Source organism: Limosilactobacillus difficilis (genome assembly GCF_947387495.1).
Taxonomy (GTDB): Bacteria; Bacillota; Bacilli; order Lactobacillales; family Lactobacillaceae; genus Limosilactobacillus; species Limosilactobacillus difficilis.
Map to the genome: position 1 here is coordinate 1 of NZ_CANDNU010000014.1, position 17,173 is coordinate 17,173.

The 17,173-nt window shown below is 50.6% G+C and carries 17 protein-coding genes and 1 pseudogene; 2 read left to right on the forward strand and 16 right to left on the reverse strand.

The annotated features are described in order from the left end of the window. Positions 1-164 precede the first annotated feature (164 nt). From QOR82_RS04150 to QOR82_RS04160, 3 genes and pseudogenes are all read right to left on the reverse strand, one after another. The gene (locus QOR82_RS04150; protein ID WP_283583512.1) at positions 165-1,385 is read right to left on the reverse strand and encodes an MFS transporter; all 1,221 of its coding nucleotides are present in this window, start codon (positions 1,383-1,385) and stop codon (positions 165-167) included. A 13-nt stretch (positions 1,386-1,398) separates the two neighbouring features. Beyond that, entirely contained in the window at positions 1,399-2,976 is a 1,578-nt protein-coding gene (locus QOR82_RS04155) for an alpha-L-rhamnosidase-related protein (RefSeq protein WP_283583513.1), read from the reverse strand. A 14-nt stretch (positions 2,977-2,990) separates the two neighbouring features. Next, a pseudogene (locus QOR82_RS04160) lies at positions 2,991-3,959 on the reverse strand (MFS transporter); the annotation flags it as partial. 29 nt (positions 3,960-3,988) lie between these two features. Here QOR82_RS04160 and QOR82_RS04165 point away from each other — a divergent pair. Beyond that, entirely contained in the window at positions 3,989-4,228 is a 240-nt protein-coding gene (locus QOR82_RS04165; RefSeq protein ID WP_326521482.1) for a helix-turn-helix domain-containing protein, read from the forward strand. A gap of 55 nt (positions 4,229-4,283) precedes the next feature. On the opposite strand, the gene QOR82_RS04170 is transcribed toward QOR82_RS04165, so the two are convergent. Next, positions 4,284-6,488 (reverse strand): glycoside hydrolase family 3 C-terminal domain-containing protein, encoded by a 2,205-nt coding sequence (locus tag QOR82_RS04170; protein WP_283583514.1) that lies wholly within the window; start codon positions 6,486-6,488, stop codon positions 4,284-4,286. 179 nt (positions 6,489-6,667) lie between these two features. On the opposite strand from QOR82_RS04170, the gene QOR82_RS04175 reads away from it, so the two are divergent. After that, entirely contained in the window at positions 6,668-7,162 is a 495-nt protein-coding gene (locus QOR82_RS04175) for a universal stress protein (protein WP_283583515.1), read from the forward strand. A gap of 61 nt (positions 7,163-7,223) precedes the next feature. Here QOR82_RS04175 and QOR82_RS04180 read toward each other — a convergent pair whose 3' ends face one another. The 12 genes from QOR82_RS04180 to QOR82_RS04235 all read right to left on the reverse strand — a co-directional run bounded on the left by QOR82_RS04180 (position 7,224) and on the right by QOR82_RS04235 (position 17,169). Further along, positions 7,224-8,066 (reverse strand): helix-turn-helix domain-containing protein, encoded by an 843-nt coding sequence (locus QOR82_RS04180; RefSeq protein ID WP_283583516.1) that lies wholly within the window; start codon positions 8,064-8,066, stop codon positions 7,224-7,226. Between the two features lie 33 nt (positions 8,067-8,099). Further along, the gene (locus QOR82_RS04185; protein WP_283583517.1) at positions 8,100-9,536 is read right to left on the reverse strand and encodes a glycerophosphodiester phosphodiesterase family protein; all 1,437 of its coding nucleotides are present in this window, start codon (positions 9,534-9,536) and stop codon (positions 8,100-8,102) included. Positions 9,537-9,590: 54 nt separating this feature from the next. Continuing rightward, a complete protein-coding gene (locus tag QOR82_RS04190) occupies positions 9,591-10,733 on the reverse strand; it encodes a D-alanine--D-alanine ligase family protein (protein ID WP_283583518.1) in 1,143 nt (380 codons plus the stop codon). Between the two features lie 81 nt (positions 10,734-10,814). Then, positions 10,815-11,768 carry a DUF2785 domain-containing protein gene (locus QOR82_RS04195; protein ID WP_283583519.1) on the reverse strand — a complete coding sequence of 318 codons (954 nt, stop codon included), beginning with the start codon at positions 11,766-11,768 and terminating at the stop codon, positions 10,815-10,817. A gap of 19 nt (positions 11,769-11,787) precedes the next feature. Continuing rightward, the gene (locus QOR82_RS04200) at positions 11,788-12,096 is read right to left on the reverse strand and encodes a hypothetical protein (RefSeq protein ID WP_283583520.1); all 309 of its coding nucleotides are present in this window, start codon (positions 12,094-12,096) and stop codon (positions 11,788-11,790) included. 14 nt (positions 12,097-12,110) lie between these two features. Next, the gene (locus tag QOR82_RS04205; RefSeq protein ID WP_283583521.1) at positions 12,111-13,316 is read right to left on the reverse strand and encodes an FtsW/RodA/SpoVE family cell cycle protein; all 1,206 of its coding nucleotides are present in this window, start codon (positions 13,314-13,316) and stop codon (positions 12,111-12,113) included. Between the two features lie 71 nt (positions 13,317-13,387). Then, positions 13,388-13,612 carry a DUF2969 domain-containing protein gene (locus tag QOR82_RS04210; protein ID WP_283583522.1) on the reverse strand — a complete coding sequence of 75 codons (225 nt, stop codon included), beginning with the start codon at positions 13,610-13,612 and terminating at the stop codon, positions 13,388-13,390. Continuing rightward, a complete protein-coding gene (gene yidD / locus QOR82_RS04215; RefSeq protein WP_283583548.1) occupies positions 13,587-13,868 on the reverse strand; it encodes a membrane protein insertion efficiency factor YidD in 282 nt (93 codons plus the stop codon). The genes QOR82_RS04210 and yidD overlap by 26 nt, the downstream gene beginning before the upstream one ends. After that, positions 13,868-14,929 (reverse strand): rod shape-determining protein, encoded by a 1,062-nt coding sequence (mreB, locus tag QOR82_RS04220; protein WP_283583523.1) that lies wholly within the window; start codon positions 14,927-14,929, stop codon positions 13,868-13,870. Before mreB ends, yidD begins: the two co-directional genes overlap by 1 nt. Before the next feature lie 105 nt (positions 14,930-15,034). Next, on the reverse strand, positions 15,035-16,342 hold the full coding sequence (gene murA, locus QOR82_RS04225; protein WP_283583524.1) for a UDP-N-acetylglucosamine 1-carboxyvinyltransferase: 1,308 nt from the start codon (positions 16,340-16,342) through the stop codon (positions 15,035-15,037). 15 nt (positions 16,343-16,357) lie between these two features. Continuing rightward, the gene (locus QOR82_RS04230) at positions 16,358-16,582 is read right to left on the reverse strand and encodes a DUF1146 domain-containing protein (RefSeq protein WP_283583525.1); all 225 of its coding nucleotides are present in this window, start codon (positions 16,580-16,582) and stop codon (positions 16,358-16,360) included. A gap of 155 nt (positions 16,583-16,737) precedes the next feature. Next, on the reverse strand, positions 16,738-17,169 hold the full coding sequence (locus QOR82_RS04235; RefSeq protein ID WP_283583526.1) for a F0F1 ATP synthase subunit epsilon: 432 nt from the start codon (positions 17,167-17,169) through the stop codon (positions 16,738-16,740). Positions 17,170-17,173: the final 4 nt, after the last annotated feature.

Consider the following 17,173-nt stretch of genomic DNA (forward strand, 5'->3'; position numbering starts at 1 on the left):
AGAAAAATATTAAACTATCAAACACCGTTTGAGATATTTTTTGAAGAACCGTTGCACTTAGTTTGACAATTCGTCCTCTTAAAAAAAAGCACCTCACAGTGTTCGCCGGCGTCATCACCGTTGTATTCGAACTTTGTGAGGTGTTGTTTTTTGATTGCGATAAATTAGATTTGGGCCTTGCTACCAGTGTGCTTCATGATGATGATCGCCACAAGAAGGATCAGTGCCAGGATGATTTCACTGATTCCGGCATTCACAACCGCTTGTTGGGCCGTCGCGCCGAGCAGCTTCCCACCATATGGTGAGAGAAAAGAGCCCAGGTTGGAGCCGACCAGGACTACCGAGGTAAAGAACGGTGCCCGCGCAGGCGTGGTGCTTTCGCTGACCCGCGTGAAGATGTACGGGATCGACAGGGAACTGGCAATTCCGGAGACAGCGGCAATGACCTGAATGGTCAGCACGGAATTGCTTTTGCCGATCAGAAAAATGCAGATGCCGCCGAGAACAATGCTGATTGGCAGGACGTATTGCCGCATCAGTTTATAGGCCGGGCCAAACAGGAAGCCCCCGATCACCGTTGCAATGTTGACGATCGACCAGGTCGTCGCTGCCTGGGTAGCCGTTCCGATGTGCGATTGAACAAAGAAAGTTGGCAATTTGACAGCAAAGACCATCGTGAAAATCAACAGTAAGAAGATCAGAAGCGTGTAAACGATGATCAGACCGACCGAATCCGTCTTCATGGCGTGGCCCGCCTTCGCAGCAGCGGCCCGCTCTTTTGCCTGTTCTGCCTCCTGCCGGGCTAGTGCCCCGGTTTTCTCCGGGTCGGGCACAAAGAAGATGAATAAGATCAGCGTCGGAATAAATAGCAGGTAGGCCCAGTAAGCCGCATGCCAGCCGAAAACCAGCAGCTTGCCGGCAACATAGGTCATAATTGCCGTCCCGATCCCGGCGATGGCCGACCGCCAGCCCATCAACCGGGCCCGCTTGTCGCCATAGAAGAAGACTCCGATCATACTAATTGCCAGCGGGTTAGCCAGGCCAATCCCGATCCCGAGAATTGCCCGGGAAATGAGAACCACCGCGAACTGGTTCGCCACGGCTGGGATAATGGAAGCCACAGACGCAATCGCCAGACCCAGAATGGCCGTCTTCTTCTGGCCGATCTGTTTGACGACCGCGCCACTGACTAGAACAAAGATTGTGACGAATACTGAGACAATCGTCGTGACCAGTTCGATGTGCACCAGTGATTCTTGAGGAAAACTCTTCGCCATCCCCGGAATGGTCGCGTTAACTACGCTGGCCGACTGTTCAACGATGTTCAATGATAAGAGGGCAATAATGACGAGCCATTCCCGCCCCTTGCTGAGTGCTGCTGACATTTTGAACTCCTCCTTAATGCTGGCCGTACTTCTTCAACAGATAAACTGGCGTGCAGCTCCAGGCGTGACAATACGAGTTAACAATCGGGCTCCCGTACGGGGAGAAGGCTGGCTTTTCCGGTTCAAAAGCCTCCCAGTATGTATCGGCACCCAGCTGACACATCTTGCCCCAGTAAGTTTTCATCAGCTTGATCGCTTCATCGTGCAAGCCCGCTTCAAAGAGCGCTTCGGTGACGTGGTGATACATGTACGGCGTTGCAATCCCCCGGACTGGGAAGAGTTGTTCAACCGTCTTCTTCATCAGGGCCTGGTTGGCATCGTCGTCCAGGACGTGGGCGAGTACCATCCAGACCTGGGAAGCGATGTTGACTTCGCGGTCTGGACCGGAGACGAAGAATCCCCGTTTCGCATCAAACAATCCTTTCGCGTAGTCTTCCAGTTTGGCCAACTGTTCCTGGTACTTAGTCACTTCGGCATCGCCCATTCGCTTTGCCAGGTCAATCAGCTGCCGGAGAGCGTAAATCGTGATCGCCTGACCACAAGCCGTCTTGTCAAATTCGTTGGACCAGTCGACAAAGACCGGATAATCTTCATCAGCTTTCACCCGTCCGTCGGCAGCAATGTAGCGCTGGGTATAAGCCCACTGCTTTTTGGCAATTGGGTACAGATCCTCCAGAATTTCCCGATCCTCCCCCTGCTTTTCTAAATCATCGAGTGTCGAGATGAAGAAAAGACTGTAGTCGTACATAAAGGTGTCGTCCGGGATGTAATCCTGGTTGGTGAAGACGTTCGCGCTGATCCGCCCATCCGTGGTCGTCATCGCGCCAAAAAGGTAAAGGCAGCGTTTGACCAAGGCCCGATTGTCATAGGTCGCGTAATTAGCGAGGGCTTGCAGCCGCAGGTCACCGAGCCACAGCCGCCGATCCCGTTTTGGTCCGTCTTCGAAAACATCTTGCATGCAATCGTGGAGGGTGTTGAGCCCCACCTGATAGATCCGTTGCAAAACCGGATCGTCCAGCTTCGGGGCAGCCACGGTTGGCGTTGTCACCGCACTCTGGGCCACCGCCGTTGGATTAGAGAAGACGGCCTGCCACTTTGGCGACGAATCGATCACGTCGATTTCCACGTAGCGGAAACTGTAACGTCGTGGCAGTTCGAGGTCTACCGGTAACGAATCAAGGTGCAGGGTTTCTTCTTGAATCCAGGCTTTACTCAACCAGCCATCATATTCGCTCGCCTGGTGGGCCAACTCATTAGGCATTTCGGCAAAGCGGAATTTGACGGCAAGCGGCGCATCCATCGGCGAACCGGTATGTTCGATATGAATTTTGAAGCGCCCGACGACGTGCCGACCGAAGTCGATGATCACTTTGCCATCCCGACTGAGTTTACGGCTAGCCAGATCAGCCATCGTTCCCTCTTGCTCGAGCCCGATTCCTTCGAGCTTGGTCACGTCGTCAGTCAACTTCACCAGTGCTTGACCAGTAATCGTCTGGCGATGAATTTCCGGCCGGTTTTCATCAGCCTTCTTCAGCAGATCGAGCCGGTGATTGAATTTGAGATCGTTATTAATTTGAAATTTGAAAGCCATCTGTATTCATCCCCTTACTGGCCGATGTGATATTTCTTCTCTAAACGGGTCATGGCAAAGCCAAAGGCAAAGGCCACCAGAATCATGATCGAGAAGCCAAGCATCGTCTTCTTAATCACGGATTGCACTACCAGAGCCGGCGTCACGAAGGCAAAAACTCCGCAGAGGAAACGGGAGAAGCCGCCGATAAAGCCTTGAATAGAAGACCGTACTTCGACCGGAAAGGCTTCCTGGGTCCAGACCTTGTAAATAGCTTCACCGGCAATATTTGAACCAATGCTGGTGACCCCAATGGCGATCACAATTGGCCAGAGGTCGTGTCTGAGAACTACCAGTGAGAACATCCCGAGGAACTGAATGATCATCCCGACAACGAAGAACTTGTTCCGATAAGTTGAACCAGCCGCCTTGGCAAAAGCCATCGCTGCAAACAGAGAGATAAAGTTGAGGACGAGACCCGCCCCGGTAGCAAAGGTCTGACTAGCGTGGGCCTGCACTAGCATAAAGGTTTGGAATTGACCAAAGGTGTTAGCTAAGATATTCCAGCAGCAGTAGAAGACGATGATGCAGATAAACATCTGCAGGTACATCTTCTTGTGTTCGCCAAAGAGCACGCTCTTAATGGAAACCTTTGCCGGCCCGTCAGCGCTCTTTTCCCGAGCCAGCCGCCGTTGTTCACCTGCTTCGTGAAAGGCCTTGAATTTCTGGGAGAAAGTCCGCCAGGCCCAAATGAATAAGGCAAAAACGGCCAAGCAGGCAAAGACAATCCGGGCACCGGTAGCACCGGCCATCTTGGAAACGATGAAAGCAGCCCCGTAAGAAGCGAAGACCCCGACCTGCCAGAAAATCTGGGTAGAAGCCACCAGCTTGGATGAAGTTTCATCATCCGGTGCGTCGTGGGACAACATCGTCAAACTGATCGGCAAATCCAGACCCGAAGCTAGCCCCGTCACAATCGCACCGATAAGCAAGGTCGCATAATTAGGGGCACAGCTTCAAGGAACTCTTGCAGTTGCGACGCTTGAATATCGCCAGCAATATGATCGAACAGACCAACATGAGTATCGGCCAAATTAGCGAGTACGTCGGCTACGACAACCACTCGTCACTTTTTCGCCTGTTCAAGCAAATTCTCCATACGACCCCGACCCAATACCGGCAACGAGTCACCCATCCCCACCAGCTGGACGTTGACGTCGGCTATTTCAAAAACCTCGCCGCAATCACTGATGAAGATGAACCAGACGACTAAAAAAACCGCCAAGCATTGACACTTGACGGTTTATTCATTTTAACTGTTCTTTGCACTAGGCATTAGCCAGCCGAATCAATTGCTGAACTTCTTCTGGGCTGATGCCCGCCATCACCAGCGACCGCAATGGAATGTTGGCAAAGATGGCAGCATTGTCAGAGTTGAGAATAGTAGCCAGCTTATCAGCCAGGCCGGTTTCCTGCAGAGCCCGCTTAATTGTTGGGGTCTGGTGCTTCATCATGTCGCCAACGTAGGTTTCGCTAGTCAGACGAACCTGCACCGGCGTCCCCAGCTGGTAGTCAATTCGCTGGTGAAGGCGAATGTCCGCTACCGAACTGCCAATAAAGATCTCATATTCACCATTATCAGCCTGCCAAACCTCTTGCTCCGGATTGTACCAGGCGAAGGCGCGCCGCGGCAGAACCCGGCTGATCGTCTTGCTTTGTCCCGGCTCCAGTTCGACTTTGACGAAATCACGTAATTCCTTAGCCGGCTTTTCGATCATGCTAACCCGGTTGCCGACGTAAATTTGTGCGACTTCCTTGCCCGCAACTTGGCCAGTGTTGGTGAGCTTAAAGCTGACCGTCAATTGACCATCTGCCTGCTTAACGGCCAGATCACTGTACTGGAAGCTGGTGTAGGACAGGCCGTGGCCGAACGGAAAACGGACTGGCAAATGTTTGGAGTCATAGTAGCGATAGCCAACCAACAGGCCTTCACGGTAGTTTTCGTTATTTTTGTCCTGGTCAAAGGTCGGGTATGTCGGATTATCTGACAGCTTGAACGGGAAACTTTCGCTGAGCTTGCCCGACGGGTTAACACGTCCCAACAAAATGTCCCAAGTTGCCTCACCAACGGCTTCGCCGGCCAGGTAGGTTTCGACGATTGCCGGCACCTGATCAGCCCACGGCATCGCTACGACGGAACCATTTTGCAAGACGACAGTGAGATGGGGGTTGACGGCCCGCAGCTTAGCCAAGAGCTCGGTTTGGTTGGCGGGCAAGTCGATACTGGTCTTGTCAAAGCCTTCTGATTCCATGGCCGCCGGAAAGCCTGCAAAGAAGACCACCTGATCGCTTTGCTTAGCAAGGTCGAGCGCCGCAGCCGTCAGCTGCTCGTCTTCCTGATCACTGGTCAGTTCATAGCCCTGGGCATAGCGGGCGCCAGCTGGCATGGCATCCAGCGGGCTCACCAAGTGATGGGCATTGACATGCGATGAACCGGCCCCTTGGTAGCGAGGGTGTTCAGCAAGTTCACCAATCACGGCCAGCTTCGTATCGTTCGTCAGTGGTAGTTCTTGATCATCATTCTTCAGCAGGACAATCCCGTCATCGGCAAGCTGACGAGCGAAACGGTGTTGTTCCTCCTTGTCATAATCGCTCACTTCCCCTTCACTGCCCCAGCGTTCCACCATTTTGAGGACGCGGAGGGCGCTGCGGTTCAGAATTGCCTCGTCGAGCCGTCCTTCATTTACAGCCTGCACAATTTCGTCAACCGATGCCTGACCGTTGCCGGGCATTTCTAGGTCGAGTCCGGCTTTGAGGGCCGCGACATGGTCAGCAACAGCACCCCAATCAGACATAACCAGGCCGGTAAAGCCCCATTCATCGCGGAGGATCCGGGTCAAAAGACGCTGGTTTTGTGAGTTCAAGGTTCCATTGATTTTATTGTAAGAACACATGATGGTCGCCGGATGGGCCTGTTTGACGACCCGCTCGAACTGTGCCAGATAAATCTCCCGCATGGTCCGTTCATCGACATTAGAAGACGAAGTAAAGCGTTGATTTTCCCGATTATTGAGGGCGAAGTGCTTCACCGACACCCCGACGTCCTCGCTCTGCACCCCCTTGACGTAAGCAGTCGCCATCCGGCCGGCAAGCAAGGGGTCTTCAGAAAAGTACTCGAAATTACGGCCGGCAAGCGGGCTGCGTTTGATGTTGACACCGGGACCAAGTAGCACCCCAATGCGTTCCGCCTTGGCGGCAATCCCCAGGTGCTGTCCCAGCTTTAAGAGACCATCATCGTCAAAAGATGCCGCCGTCAAGGCAGAGCAAGGAAAACAAACCGCATCCACACTATCGTTCAATCCCAAGGCGTCCGCATCGTCAGCTTGTTTCCGCAAACCAGAAGGGCCGTCCGTCAGCATCATCTTTTTACTGCCGGGAACTTCGGCAGTAAACCAAAAATCGTGACCGGTAACCAATGATGCCCTTTCCGCTAACGTCAAGCCTTCAACAAATTTCAAATCAACTTTTGTCATGCCACTCACTCCTTCAAAAGATTACACTAAATATTATAAGTCGAATGTAAGCGGTTTAGGTAGCTCACAAAACCAGCAAATCGGTTGCATAATTCCACGTTAGTGCTTGGGAAGGGCTTTACCTTCTTTCCTAAACTGTTGTAAAATTAGGTTAGAATATTGGAGAGGAGGTTATGAGAATGGCTCAACAATACCAACATATCCTTGTACCAGTTGATGGTTCACAAGAAGCCGAATTAGCTTTTAAGAAGGCCGTCGCTGTTGCAAAACGTAATGGCGTTGACACTGAACTTCGGCTGTTGCACGTTGTCGATACCCGGGCTTTCCAAAACATCTCTAGTTTTGACAGCTCAATGGTTGAACAAGTAACAGATACAGCCAAGAAGACGTTAGATCAATACGTTGACTATGCTAAGAAACAAGGCCTGAAAAACGTCAGCTACACCATTGAATATGGTGCCCCAAAGACAATTATCGCCCGTGATATTCCAAAGAAGATGAACGCTGACCTGATTATGATTGGGGCTACTGGTCTCAATGCCGTCGAACGCATTCTGATCGGTTCCGTCACCGAATTCGTTACCCGCACCGCAATTTGCGATGTGCTGGTCGTTCGGACTGATTTAGACAACCAACCAATTCCGGTAAAGCGTGGTCGCAAGCGTGATCACTAATCGCAAAGATCACCGTACAATAAAAGCCAAGTGCCTGCATCGAAGGCGCTTGGCTTTTTCTTTAGTTCAACTTCTCTAATTGCTTGCTAATTTCTTCGGTCCGGTTATCATTTTGTAAAATGATGCTCAGGCTATGAGCAATTTGCAAATCCTCTTTGCCCTGGTCGGTTTGCTCTAAGCCCAGTTCGGCCTGGCCCCGCATCTGATAAAGTGCGTCCAGCAAGAACATCGATGCTTCGGCCTGGCAAGCACGAATGCCACGGTTAACCGTTTGGATGGCTGCTTGGTACTGGCCGAGACGCAAATAAAGTGAAGTGATGTCGTGGTAGAGGATCACCCACTGCTGCTTGCCGCCGATCAGCTGCTTATCGTCAATCAGGTTGACGGCCCGCATGGCAAAACGACTGGCCCGCTTTTGATTATCCCGCTTTTCGTAGGCCAAGGCCATCCCGACCGTCGTCATTGCCAGGTAAATATTGGCACTGGTCGTGGAGAATTGGGTCAGCACTAACTCAAAATTAAAGATTGCCTCGTCGACCTGGTTATTGGCAACTTGAATCCGCCCTAACAGGTAGTAATAACGTTGTTTGTCAATGTCCGTCGTCAATTGCTTGACTTTGACCCGGTTTAACTTAGCCTGTGCTTCTTCGTATTGGTTGTGAACTAACAGAATGCTAACCTCGTCAAAAATCGAAGTCAGTGAAACGTTGTCACTCTTGATGATTTGATCAACGTCAATATCCAGCCGAGCACAGATCGCCGTTAGAATGTTCATTTTGGGAATCCGGTTCTGCTTCTCCATTAAACTGATGGTTGCCTGCGTACAAATCCCTTCAGCTAATGCAGTCTGTGAAAGCCCACGCTTTTTACGAATCTTTTTAAGTTCGTCACCCTTCAGTTTCATTCCAATTCCTTCTTTTCGTTGTTTTATCACTTATTACAGTAGTCCAAGCAGGAGACTCTTCACCTGAATAAATAAGAAATAATCATTGTTTTTAATGATACCATATATTCCAGAATAATTGTTAGTAATAATACCATCAATTCCCATTTGTTTTAATCGATATGCAATGGCCGGACTGTCGACAGTCCAAGCAAAGACTTTTTTATGATGGTCGTGTAATTCTTTAACAATCAGTAGGTTAATCGTATGATAATCTAAAGAGTAGAACTGATACCATTCTGGTAGCTTGGAAACTATAAATGGCGTTATCATCCCCACTTTGATGTTTGGGGCTTGCCGGGTAACTTGTTTAGCAATTAAGGGATCAACAGTATGAATTAAGTAGTGTGGCGAATACTTATCGGGATATAATTTAAGATATCGGTGGACCGTTGATCGAGCGATTAACTTCTGCGGTTTGATTTCGACAATTAATGGCACCTTTTTTTGGCGGGCAAAGGCGGCATATTGGCTAAAAGGAGTCAGCCGACTGTGCCAGCCGTGGTAAGTGACTCGTTGCCGGGCCAAAGCCGCCAGATTCATCTGCGCCGCAATGCCAGAATGGCCCGTCATCTTGCGCAGTGAGGCATCATGTAAGGTAATAAAATGCTTATCCCTAGTGCGCTGGATGTCGGTTTCCACGAATTCAGGATGGTGACGAGCCGTCCGACGAAGACTTTGCAAAGTGTTTGGTACCCCATTATTACCGTCGTTACCCCGGTGGGCAATCACCAACGGCCGGTTCGGGCAACTAATTTGGTCCTGCTGACGGACGATGACAACAGCCACTAGGCAAGCTAAAACAGCCAGAGAAAGCGCCCAGTGCCGCTGCTGCGGGGCCGCCGGCAACTGCCACAAGGCCGTCAAGATGACCGCCCACCAATAGGCCAACGCCAGTGAACCCAGTAGCAACCAGAGAAAACCGCTGACGATGTCTGGCAGGCGCCATTCTAGCATCGTTAAAGCTAACCAACCGCCCGCCGTAACCAGAGCAGCGCAAATGAATTGCCAGGCACGCAACGGACGAAATGATGCAGTGGCTTTCAGATGGGTCAACAGCCACGGTCGCCCCCAGCGCAGCCAGCTAATGCCAACTAGCAGGTAAACCAGGGCCAGCAGAACTACTACCAGGCGACGGTCAACATAAAGGTAGTGCAAAATTCCCGGAGATAAGGTCAGAAACTGCTCAAGCGGCGCTGTCAGCCCCATGGCACCAAAGGGCAGCAACAAGAACCAGCTCACAACTGACCCTAAAAGCAGCCACCACCATTGACTTGCGTGCACCTGCTTGCGGCGAGCAATAATCATTGTCAAAACCACGATCAGCAACAACACGACACCGAGCTGACCACCCCGCGAATTCACCAGGGGCTGGGTCATTAATTCCACTAATAATCCCAACCAAATTGCACTCCAAAACGTTAAATCCATTTTTTCTTATCTCCAAAAAAGAGGTTGGGAATCATGATCCCCAACCCCGCAATCTTATTTATTATCTGCGTAGTTCTTTTTACCAACCCGTTCCTTGCCGAGAGCTTGGAAACTGTAGCTAATCTGACTATTCTTTTTAAACTCGTCGATCCCTAATTGAATAATCCGGTCGATCAAGTCAGCGTACTTAATTCCGGAAATCTCCCACATCTGTGGGAAAAGGCTGATGTTCGTAAAGCCCGGCAACGTGTTGGGTTCATTCAAGTATGGCACCCCGTTGCTGTCCACCAGGAAGTCAAAGCGGCAAAAACCGGTCAGCCCCAGCGCCCGGTAAGCATCAATCGCCATCGTGGTGATCTCTTCAGACAAAGACTGACTGATCCGTGCCGGCAGATCAAAGACAACCTTGCTGGCGTCGACGAACTTGTTATTGTAATCGTAGAAGGCATCGCCACTCGGCACCCGAACGGCCCCGGTCTTCGAAGCCAGTACTTTATCGTTGCCAAGCATCGAAATTTCGATTTCTTGTGGGTGGTCAATCCCGGCTTCGGCCAGCACCTTCCGACCATAGCGGAAGGCGTCGTCCAGCGCAGCTTCGTACTCGTCAGCAGTATTGACCTTGTGAATCCCGACCGACGAACCCTGCTTGGCAGGCTTGATGAAAACCAGATCGCCAAGCTCGTCCTTAACCGTTTCCCAACTGTAGGCGTCCCGGTTATCAGGAGTCAAAAGCAGGTAGGCTGTGTTTCGGATCCCCGCCTGGTTTAGGATCTTCTTGGTCAGATCCTTGTCAAAAGCGATCGCACTGGCTGCAATATCGCAACCAGCATAAGGTTTTTTGAGCAGGCGGAACAACCCCTGAACCGTCCCATCTTCACCCAGGTTACCGTGGATGATTGGCAAGAAGAAGTCAATCTCCTTGGCCTGGTTTAAGGCTGCGATCGGAGCAAGCGGCGAATCCAAATCCATTTTGGCGTAGGCTTCTTTGACGACCTCATCTTCCGGTTCACCATTAAAGATCCGGAGAGAATCGTCATTGCCCAACAGGATCCCGTCCTTGCTGAACATAAACAAGGACACATCGTATTTGTCTTTGTCCATCGCATCATAAACATTGTGTGCGGAACGCTTGGAAACATCGTGTTCAGACGAATTGCCACCAAAAAGCAGGGCAACGTGCAATTTCTTTGATGCCATAATGTGATACCACCTATTCTGTTTGTATTTTTTCCGATCAATTAGAAACTTAAATATATCATGGAAAGCGCCAACAAACAACTAGTTGGCCAAATATTTTCGAACGTTTTCTGGCAAGGAAGAATCCATTGCCAGTGCCTGCATCAAACGCCGGTAGTTAAAGACCCGTGTCCAATCCCTTTCACTATCGAGATGGGCAGTTAAGGCATTCTGCCACTGCTCCAACTCGTAGAGCAAGAAACGTTGGTAAATGGGGTGCAGATTCAGAAGGTTAACCGTAAAAGTGACGATTGATTCCGTCTCCCCCATAATCAACGGCGTGTAAACTCGCCGGTAGCGTTCCAGCAAAGTAGCCATCAGAAAAAGTTTGTCACCACGCAAAAGGTCGTCGCGTTGAATCAATTCATTGTCGATGTTAGCGATCTGCACAAAAGTATGCGCCCAGCCAGCTTTCTTCACAAAGCCGCGGGTGTCTCGCTCCAAAGCCGTCACTAGCAAGGACTTATTCATGATTTGGTAAACCTCATCCTTTGTCAGTCGCAAATAATCGTGACGGTCACCGTACAAAAGCATTGCCATCCCGGCCAACGCCGTCGAACGGCCGAAGACAGCGCGGTTAGCCGGCTCCAAAATATGATCATAGAGGATCTGGTTATCGGTAACATGATCGATCACCATCTGCAGCTGCTCATCGGTCAGCAAGCGCTGCCCCAACAAGCCATTGAGCGCCGTAAACGCTGCTCGCTCTCGCAATTCACGATTGGTCGATTGCAAGGCATCGAGCAGGTGTTTGATAAAGCGATTGTCCACCGGCACCAAACCCTGCTGACCACCATCCCCGACCAGGTTCAGGAGTTCGTGGCGAAACGACGTGGGAATCCGGGGGAGTGTGACCTTTGTTCGCGGCAAACTGGCTTCGTTGTCGATAATCGCACCTAGGCGATCCACAATTGAATGAAAGGCCTTTCCCGCTGTAACGTCGTTATGCAATTGACCTAATTGTAAGGCACTTTTCTCAATTGCAAGATTGTCCATGAAATCCCTCCCCCCTTTATCATTTTTTATCTTGCGTATCTCGGCGAATGCGCACCAGCCACTGACAATCATCACTTGCCGGATCCACCCAGCCGTTCAGTGCAGAATTGATAGCAATGATCGTCCCCGCCACAGGACTGCTGGCATAAGTGAGACTGTTCTCCGCTTCGACGGTTACAAAGCGGTCACCGATGATCACATGGGTACCAAGCAGCGGCAGATCAAGGAAACGGAGCTGTCCCCATTTGGCTAAGGCGGCTTTTTGCAGGCCGAGTGTCACGATTTGATCATCCCGGTGAACCCACCAGACTTGTTTTGCCTCTGTCATCCTCAACCGACCCCCTAGTGGAAGTCTTTCTTATTGGAAAACATGTAGGAGTGGTGATGGTAACGCATTGACATGACCATCCCGATCCCAATCAAGTTTCCGATCAAACTGGAACCACCGGCACTGATAAAGGGAAGCGGAATCCCGGTCAGCGGCAGCAAACCAATGTTCATCCCAATGTTTTCAAAGACGTGGAAGAGAATCATCATGATGACCCCAGTCGAAATGTAGGCATAAAATTCGTTTTTCGTATCAAAAGTGACACGAATCATCAGGTAAATCAGCAGGAAGTAGATTAAGATCAGCAAAACCCCACCGATAAAGCCAAAGTTCTCCCCGATCACCGAAAAAATCATGTCAGATTCCCGGACAGGAACGTAGACGTGAGAATCGTTAAAGCCGGTCCCGACAACGCCACCAGAACCGACAGCCTTGATACTTTGCCACAGCTGATAGCCTTGGTTAGAGGTATCCGCTTCGGGGTGCATCCAGGTATCGACCCGGTTAAATTGGTAGGCCTGGAAGCCGACGTGTTCAAGGATCGACCGGCCGGAAGTACTCGTGACCATGAAGAGGACCAGTCCCCCTACCACCAGCAAAGCCAAGGCGGCCGGACCGATAATCTTCCAGGAAACCCCAGAAACCAGGATCATTCCACAGAAAATAGCGAAGAAGACCAGGGCCGTCCCGAAGTCATTTTGGAACTTCAGGGAAATCAAGACTGGCAACAGCCACAGAAACATCGTCCCGATCAAGCGCCAATCGCTGCGAACCGTATGTTCCGGGTAGTTATTGTTGTGAACCGTAATTACCCGTCCCATCATTAGGATATAGGCCGGCTTCATAATTTCAGAAGGTTGAAAAGTAAAGGGACCAATTGCGAACCAGCTCTTGGCACCGGTGCTTGCGTAGTAGGATCGCGAATAAAAGACCAGGATCGCAAACATCAGAAAAATCCCCAGCCAGTAAACTATCGGAGCCACCTTCCAGAGCTGTTCGGCATCAAATTGCATAATCACAATGATCATCACCACGCCGACCGCGTACCAGGCCAACTGGGTGCCGACCTGCCGTACGACGGAAACCTGTTGCCGATCATGTGTTGCCGCGACAAAGATGGAAGCCAGACCGATCAATGCCAGCAGCAGTACACAGAAAATGATTCCCCAGTCGATCCGGGATTCATTTTCGTTAATCGCCTTTGTCCTTGTTTCTTGCATAAGTTCTTTCTCAAACTCCTTTTAGTCAAAACGGGCCTCGCGAAACGAGCGACGCGAGCCCCGGTTCTTTTTTAATACTGGTGAAGGTGGAACTGTTGCAGAACGGTTTCCAATCCTTCTTCTTGTGATTTGACACTGAACTGTTGCTCACTCGGGATCAACACTGCTTTAAAACGTTGATTATGGGTGACGACTTCACCGATCAGCCGGTTCTTGATAAAAATCTGTTGAACCGGTTCCCCGGCTCGTTCAATGTCCTTAACACTCACTTCAATATTTTTTTCTTTCTTTGACATCTGTCCATCCTTCATCTTCGTGGTTGCGTCTCAAGCTAAAGTGGTCCGGCACCGGATCGTAGCCGCCCTTTGCAAAAGGCTGACAGCGCAGCAAACGGGCAAGTCCCATTAAAATTCCCTTAGCGCCGAAGCGCTGCGTGGCTTCCAACATATATTGAGAACATGTCGGATAGTAGCGGCAGACGCGGTAGGAGCGCCGGGCAGAAATAAAACGCTGGTAAAAACGGACCAGGCCTTGCACCAACTTAACGAGCATTACTTGCTGAAGAACCAATGGTGCTTCTTCTTACCTTCGTCCTCACTGCTGTCAATATCAAGATCCGTTGAGGTGCTGCTAGGGTTCTTCTGCATCCGTTCCAGCATCTCACCGGCACCCTTGGCAACATTATCCAGCGGGTCTTCGGAAACCACAACCGGCACCTTCAAGTGAGAACTGAAAAGCTGATCAATCCCATGCAAGAGGGAAGTCCCACCCGTCAGCATAATACCACGGTCGATGATATCACTGGCCAGCTCTGGCGGAACAGTTTCCAGGACCGAAATAGAAGCCTTGACGATTTCCTGCAGGGTGTCATGCAGTGCAGCTTCAATTTCGTTTTCGTCCGTCTCAATTTGCTTTGGCATCCCCGTGGCCACGTCACGGCCCCGAACATCCATCTTCTTCGGATCATCAACCGGCAAGGCGGTTCCCAGTTCGATCTTGATTTGTTCGGCCGTATGTTCACCAATGATTAAACCATGGTGGTCCTTAATGTAGGATGAAATGTCAGCATTCATCTTATCACCGGCAAGGCGAACTGACCGACTGGCAACGATATCACCTAGTGATAAGACCGCAATGTCGCTGGTCCCACCACCCATGTCAATAACCATATTGCCTTGAGGCTTGAAGATATCCAAGCCGGCACCAATCGCTGCAACCTTCGGCTCGTATTCCAGATAAACCTTGCCGCCGCCTACTTGTTCAGCTGCCTGGATGATTGCTTTGCGTTCAATTTCGGTAATGTTAGTCGGCGCGCAAATCATGATGTTTGGTTTTGACATAAAGCCTTTGACGCTCAATTTACCGATAAAGTATGACAGCATTTCTTGAGTCACGTCAAAGTCCGAAATGACCCCGTCCTTCAAAGGACGAATTGCCCGGATGTTACTTGGCGTCCGTCCAACCATCCGGTAGGCCTCTGAACCGACTGCCAGTACCTTATTCGTATTGGTATCGATTGCCACCACTGAAGGTTCGTTTAATACAATCCCTTTACCTTGTACATAAATGAGGACGTTCGCTGTCCCTAAGTCAATTCCAATATCAGTAGCCATTCGCCATGGTCTCCTTCCGATCGTTAAAAGCTAAGCTATATTGTAACACAAAATGGAGCCCGACAAGCACGGAGGTCCAGTCAGGCCCAATCATTTCCCGGGAAATTATCCTTCTCTGCTGAGCTGCTCAATTTGAAGGGTCGTACTGTCATCAAGATTTACCCGGTTGATCTTTGCCCCCAACTGGGCCAGCTTTTGATGAAAGTGGTAATATCCCCGATCCAGGTACTGCAAATTACGCACCTGCGTGATCCCCTGAGCAGCTAAACCGGCAAGCACCAGTGCGGCACCCGCCCGCAAGTCAGTGGCTGCCACCTCAGCACCGTTAAACATTGTCGGCCCGTTGAGTACCGCGGCAGAGCCCTCGATGTTGTAATGTGCGTTCATCCGACGCATCTCACCAAGGTATATAAAGCGGTTTTCAAACACCGTTTCATCAAGGATGCTGGTCCCGTTGGCCAACAGCTGGAGGACTGCCATCTGGGGCTGCATATCTGTTGGGAAGCCGGGATAAGGCATCGTTTTGATGTTGGCGGGAATCAGGACGGAGGTGCCGATTACCCGGATGCCATTATCTTCGGTGATAACCGTTACCCCCATTTCCTCCAACTTGGCAATCAGCGACTGGTTGTGTTCAGCAATCGCGTCTTCAACCAGCACATCGCCATTAGTCACTGCCGCCGCCACCATAAAAGTGCCCGTTTCAATCCGGTCTGGGACGATCCGGTGTTCGCAGCCGTGAAGAAAGTTGACCCCTTGAATACGAATGGTGTCCGTCCCGGCACCATGGACACGGGCTCCCATTTTATTGAGGGTAATGGCCAGGTCGACGATTTCCGGTTCCCGCGCGGCGTTTTCAATTGCCGTAATTCCCTGGGCCAAAGTAGCAGCCATCATGATGTTTTGGGTGGCGCCAACGCTAGGAAAATCCAAGTAGATCTTTGCACCATGCAGCTGCTTGGCAAAGGCTTCGACATAGCCGTCATGTTGCACGATCGTCGCGCCGAGTGCTCGCAACCCCTTCAGATGGATGTCAATTGGTCGTGAACCGATGGCACAGCCACCCGGCATCGCCACGCGGGCATGGCCGGTCCGTGCCAAAAGTGGCCCCATCACCACCATCGAAGCACGCATCTTGGAAACATACTGAAACGGTGCCTCCGACGACAACTGGCGGCTGGCATCCAAAGTCAGCTGGTGGTCCTGTCGGTCAAAATTAACGTCAACCCCCACAAATTGCAAGAGACTGTTCATCATTTTAACGTCCGACAGAATTGGTACGTTGCTAAGTTTCACAACGCCCCGTGAAGCTAAGATGGCTGCTGCCTGAATTGGCAGAACAGCATTTTTGGCGCCTTCGACTTTAACTTTGCCACGAAGTCGTGAACCACCCTTCACAATGATTTTCTCCATGTCGCTTACTCCTCATCACTTAATTGATAGTAGCAAATCGTACAGTGTCACGAAAAAGCTACTAAAAAATTGGGCACATCCGTAGCCAATCGCAATCGACACCAGCACAATCAACAGGGATAGTGTCTGCGGCGGTCGGTGCCACATCGTTTCAGGATGCAAGCCCATAATGGCCCGAAAGGCCAAGTAAGTAAAACCGATTGCCAAGATCAGGTTAATTACTGCAGTCGCGTTTGTCATCAAGACCCTCCTTGCCATAGTAACACGAACTTATCTTATCATAGCTAGGCCACTGCTAAGGCCTTTCCAATAAAATTTAAAGCTTCGTTAAGGAATAACAAAAGGGATTGTGGAAGGACCACAATCCCTTGGAATGATAGCTGGTCAAACCAGCTTTATTTATTAACGAGCTGTGAAACGTGAAGACGGTTGATCGACCGCTTCAAGTAGGCTTCCGCCCGTCCCAGCTCGTCCTTATCATGGTGCTCTTTAGCATGACGAATACTTTCCTCGGCATGTTTCTTCGCACTCTGAGCGCGCTGGATATCGATGTTTTCAGGTAGTTCCGCACTGTCGGCCACGACTGTCGCCAGGTTGTGGTCAAATTCCAGCAGACCACCATTAACGGCGATCGTATCATCAGGCTTGTTGGTATCAGCATGTTTAACAACCATTGCGTTGATCCCTAGAGCGGTGATGACGGGGATATGGTTAGCCATGATCCCCATCTGACCGTCAGTCGTGTCGAAAATTAGCATCGTCGCATCAGCTTCGTACACACTGCCATCCGGGGTGGTAATGGTAACATGAAATTTTGATTGTGCCATTTTG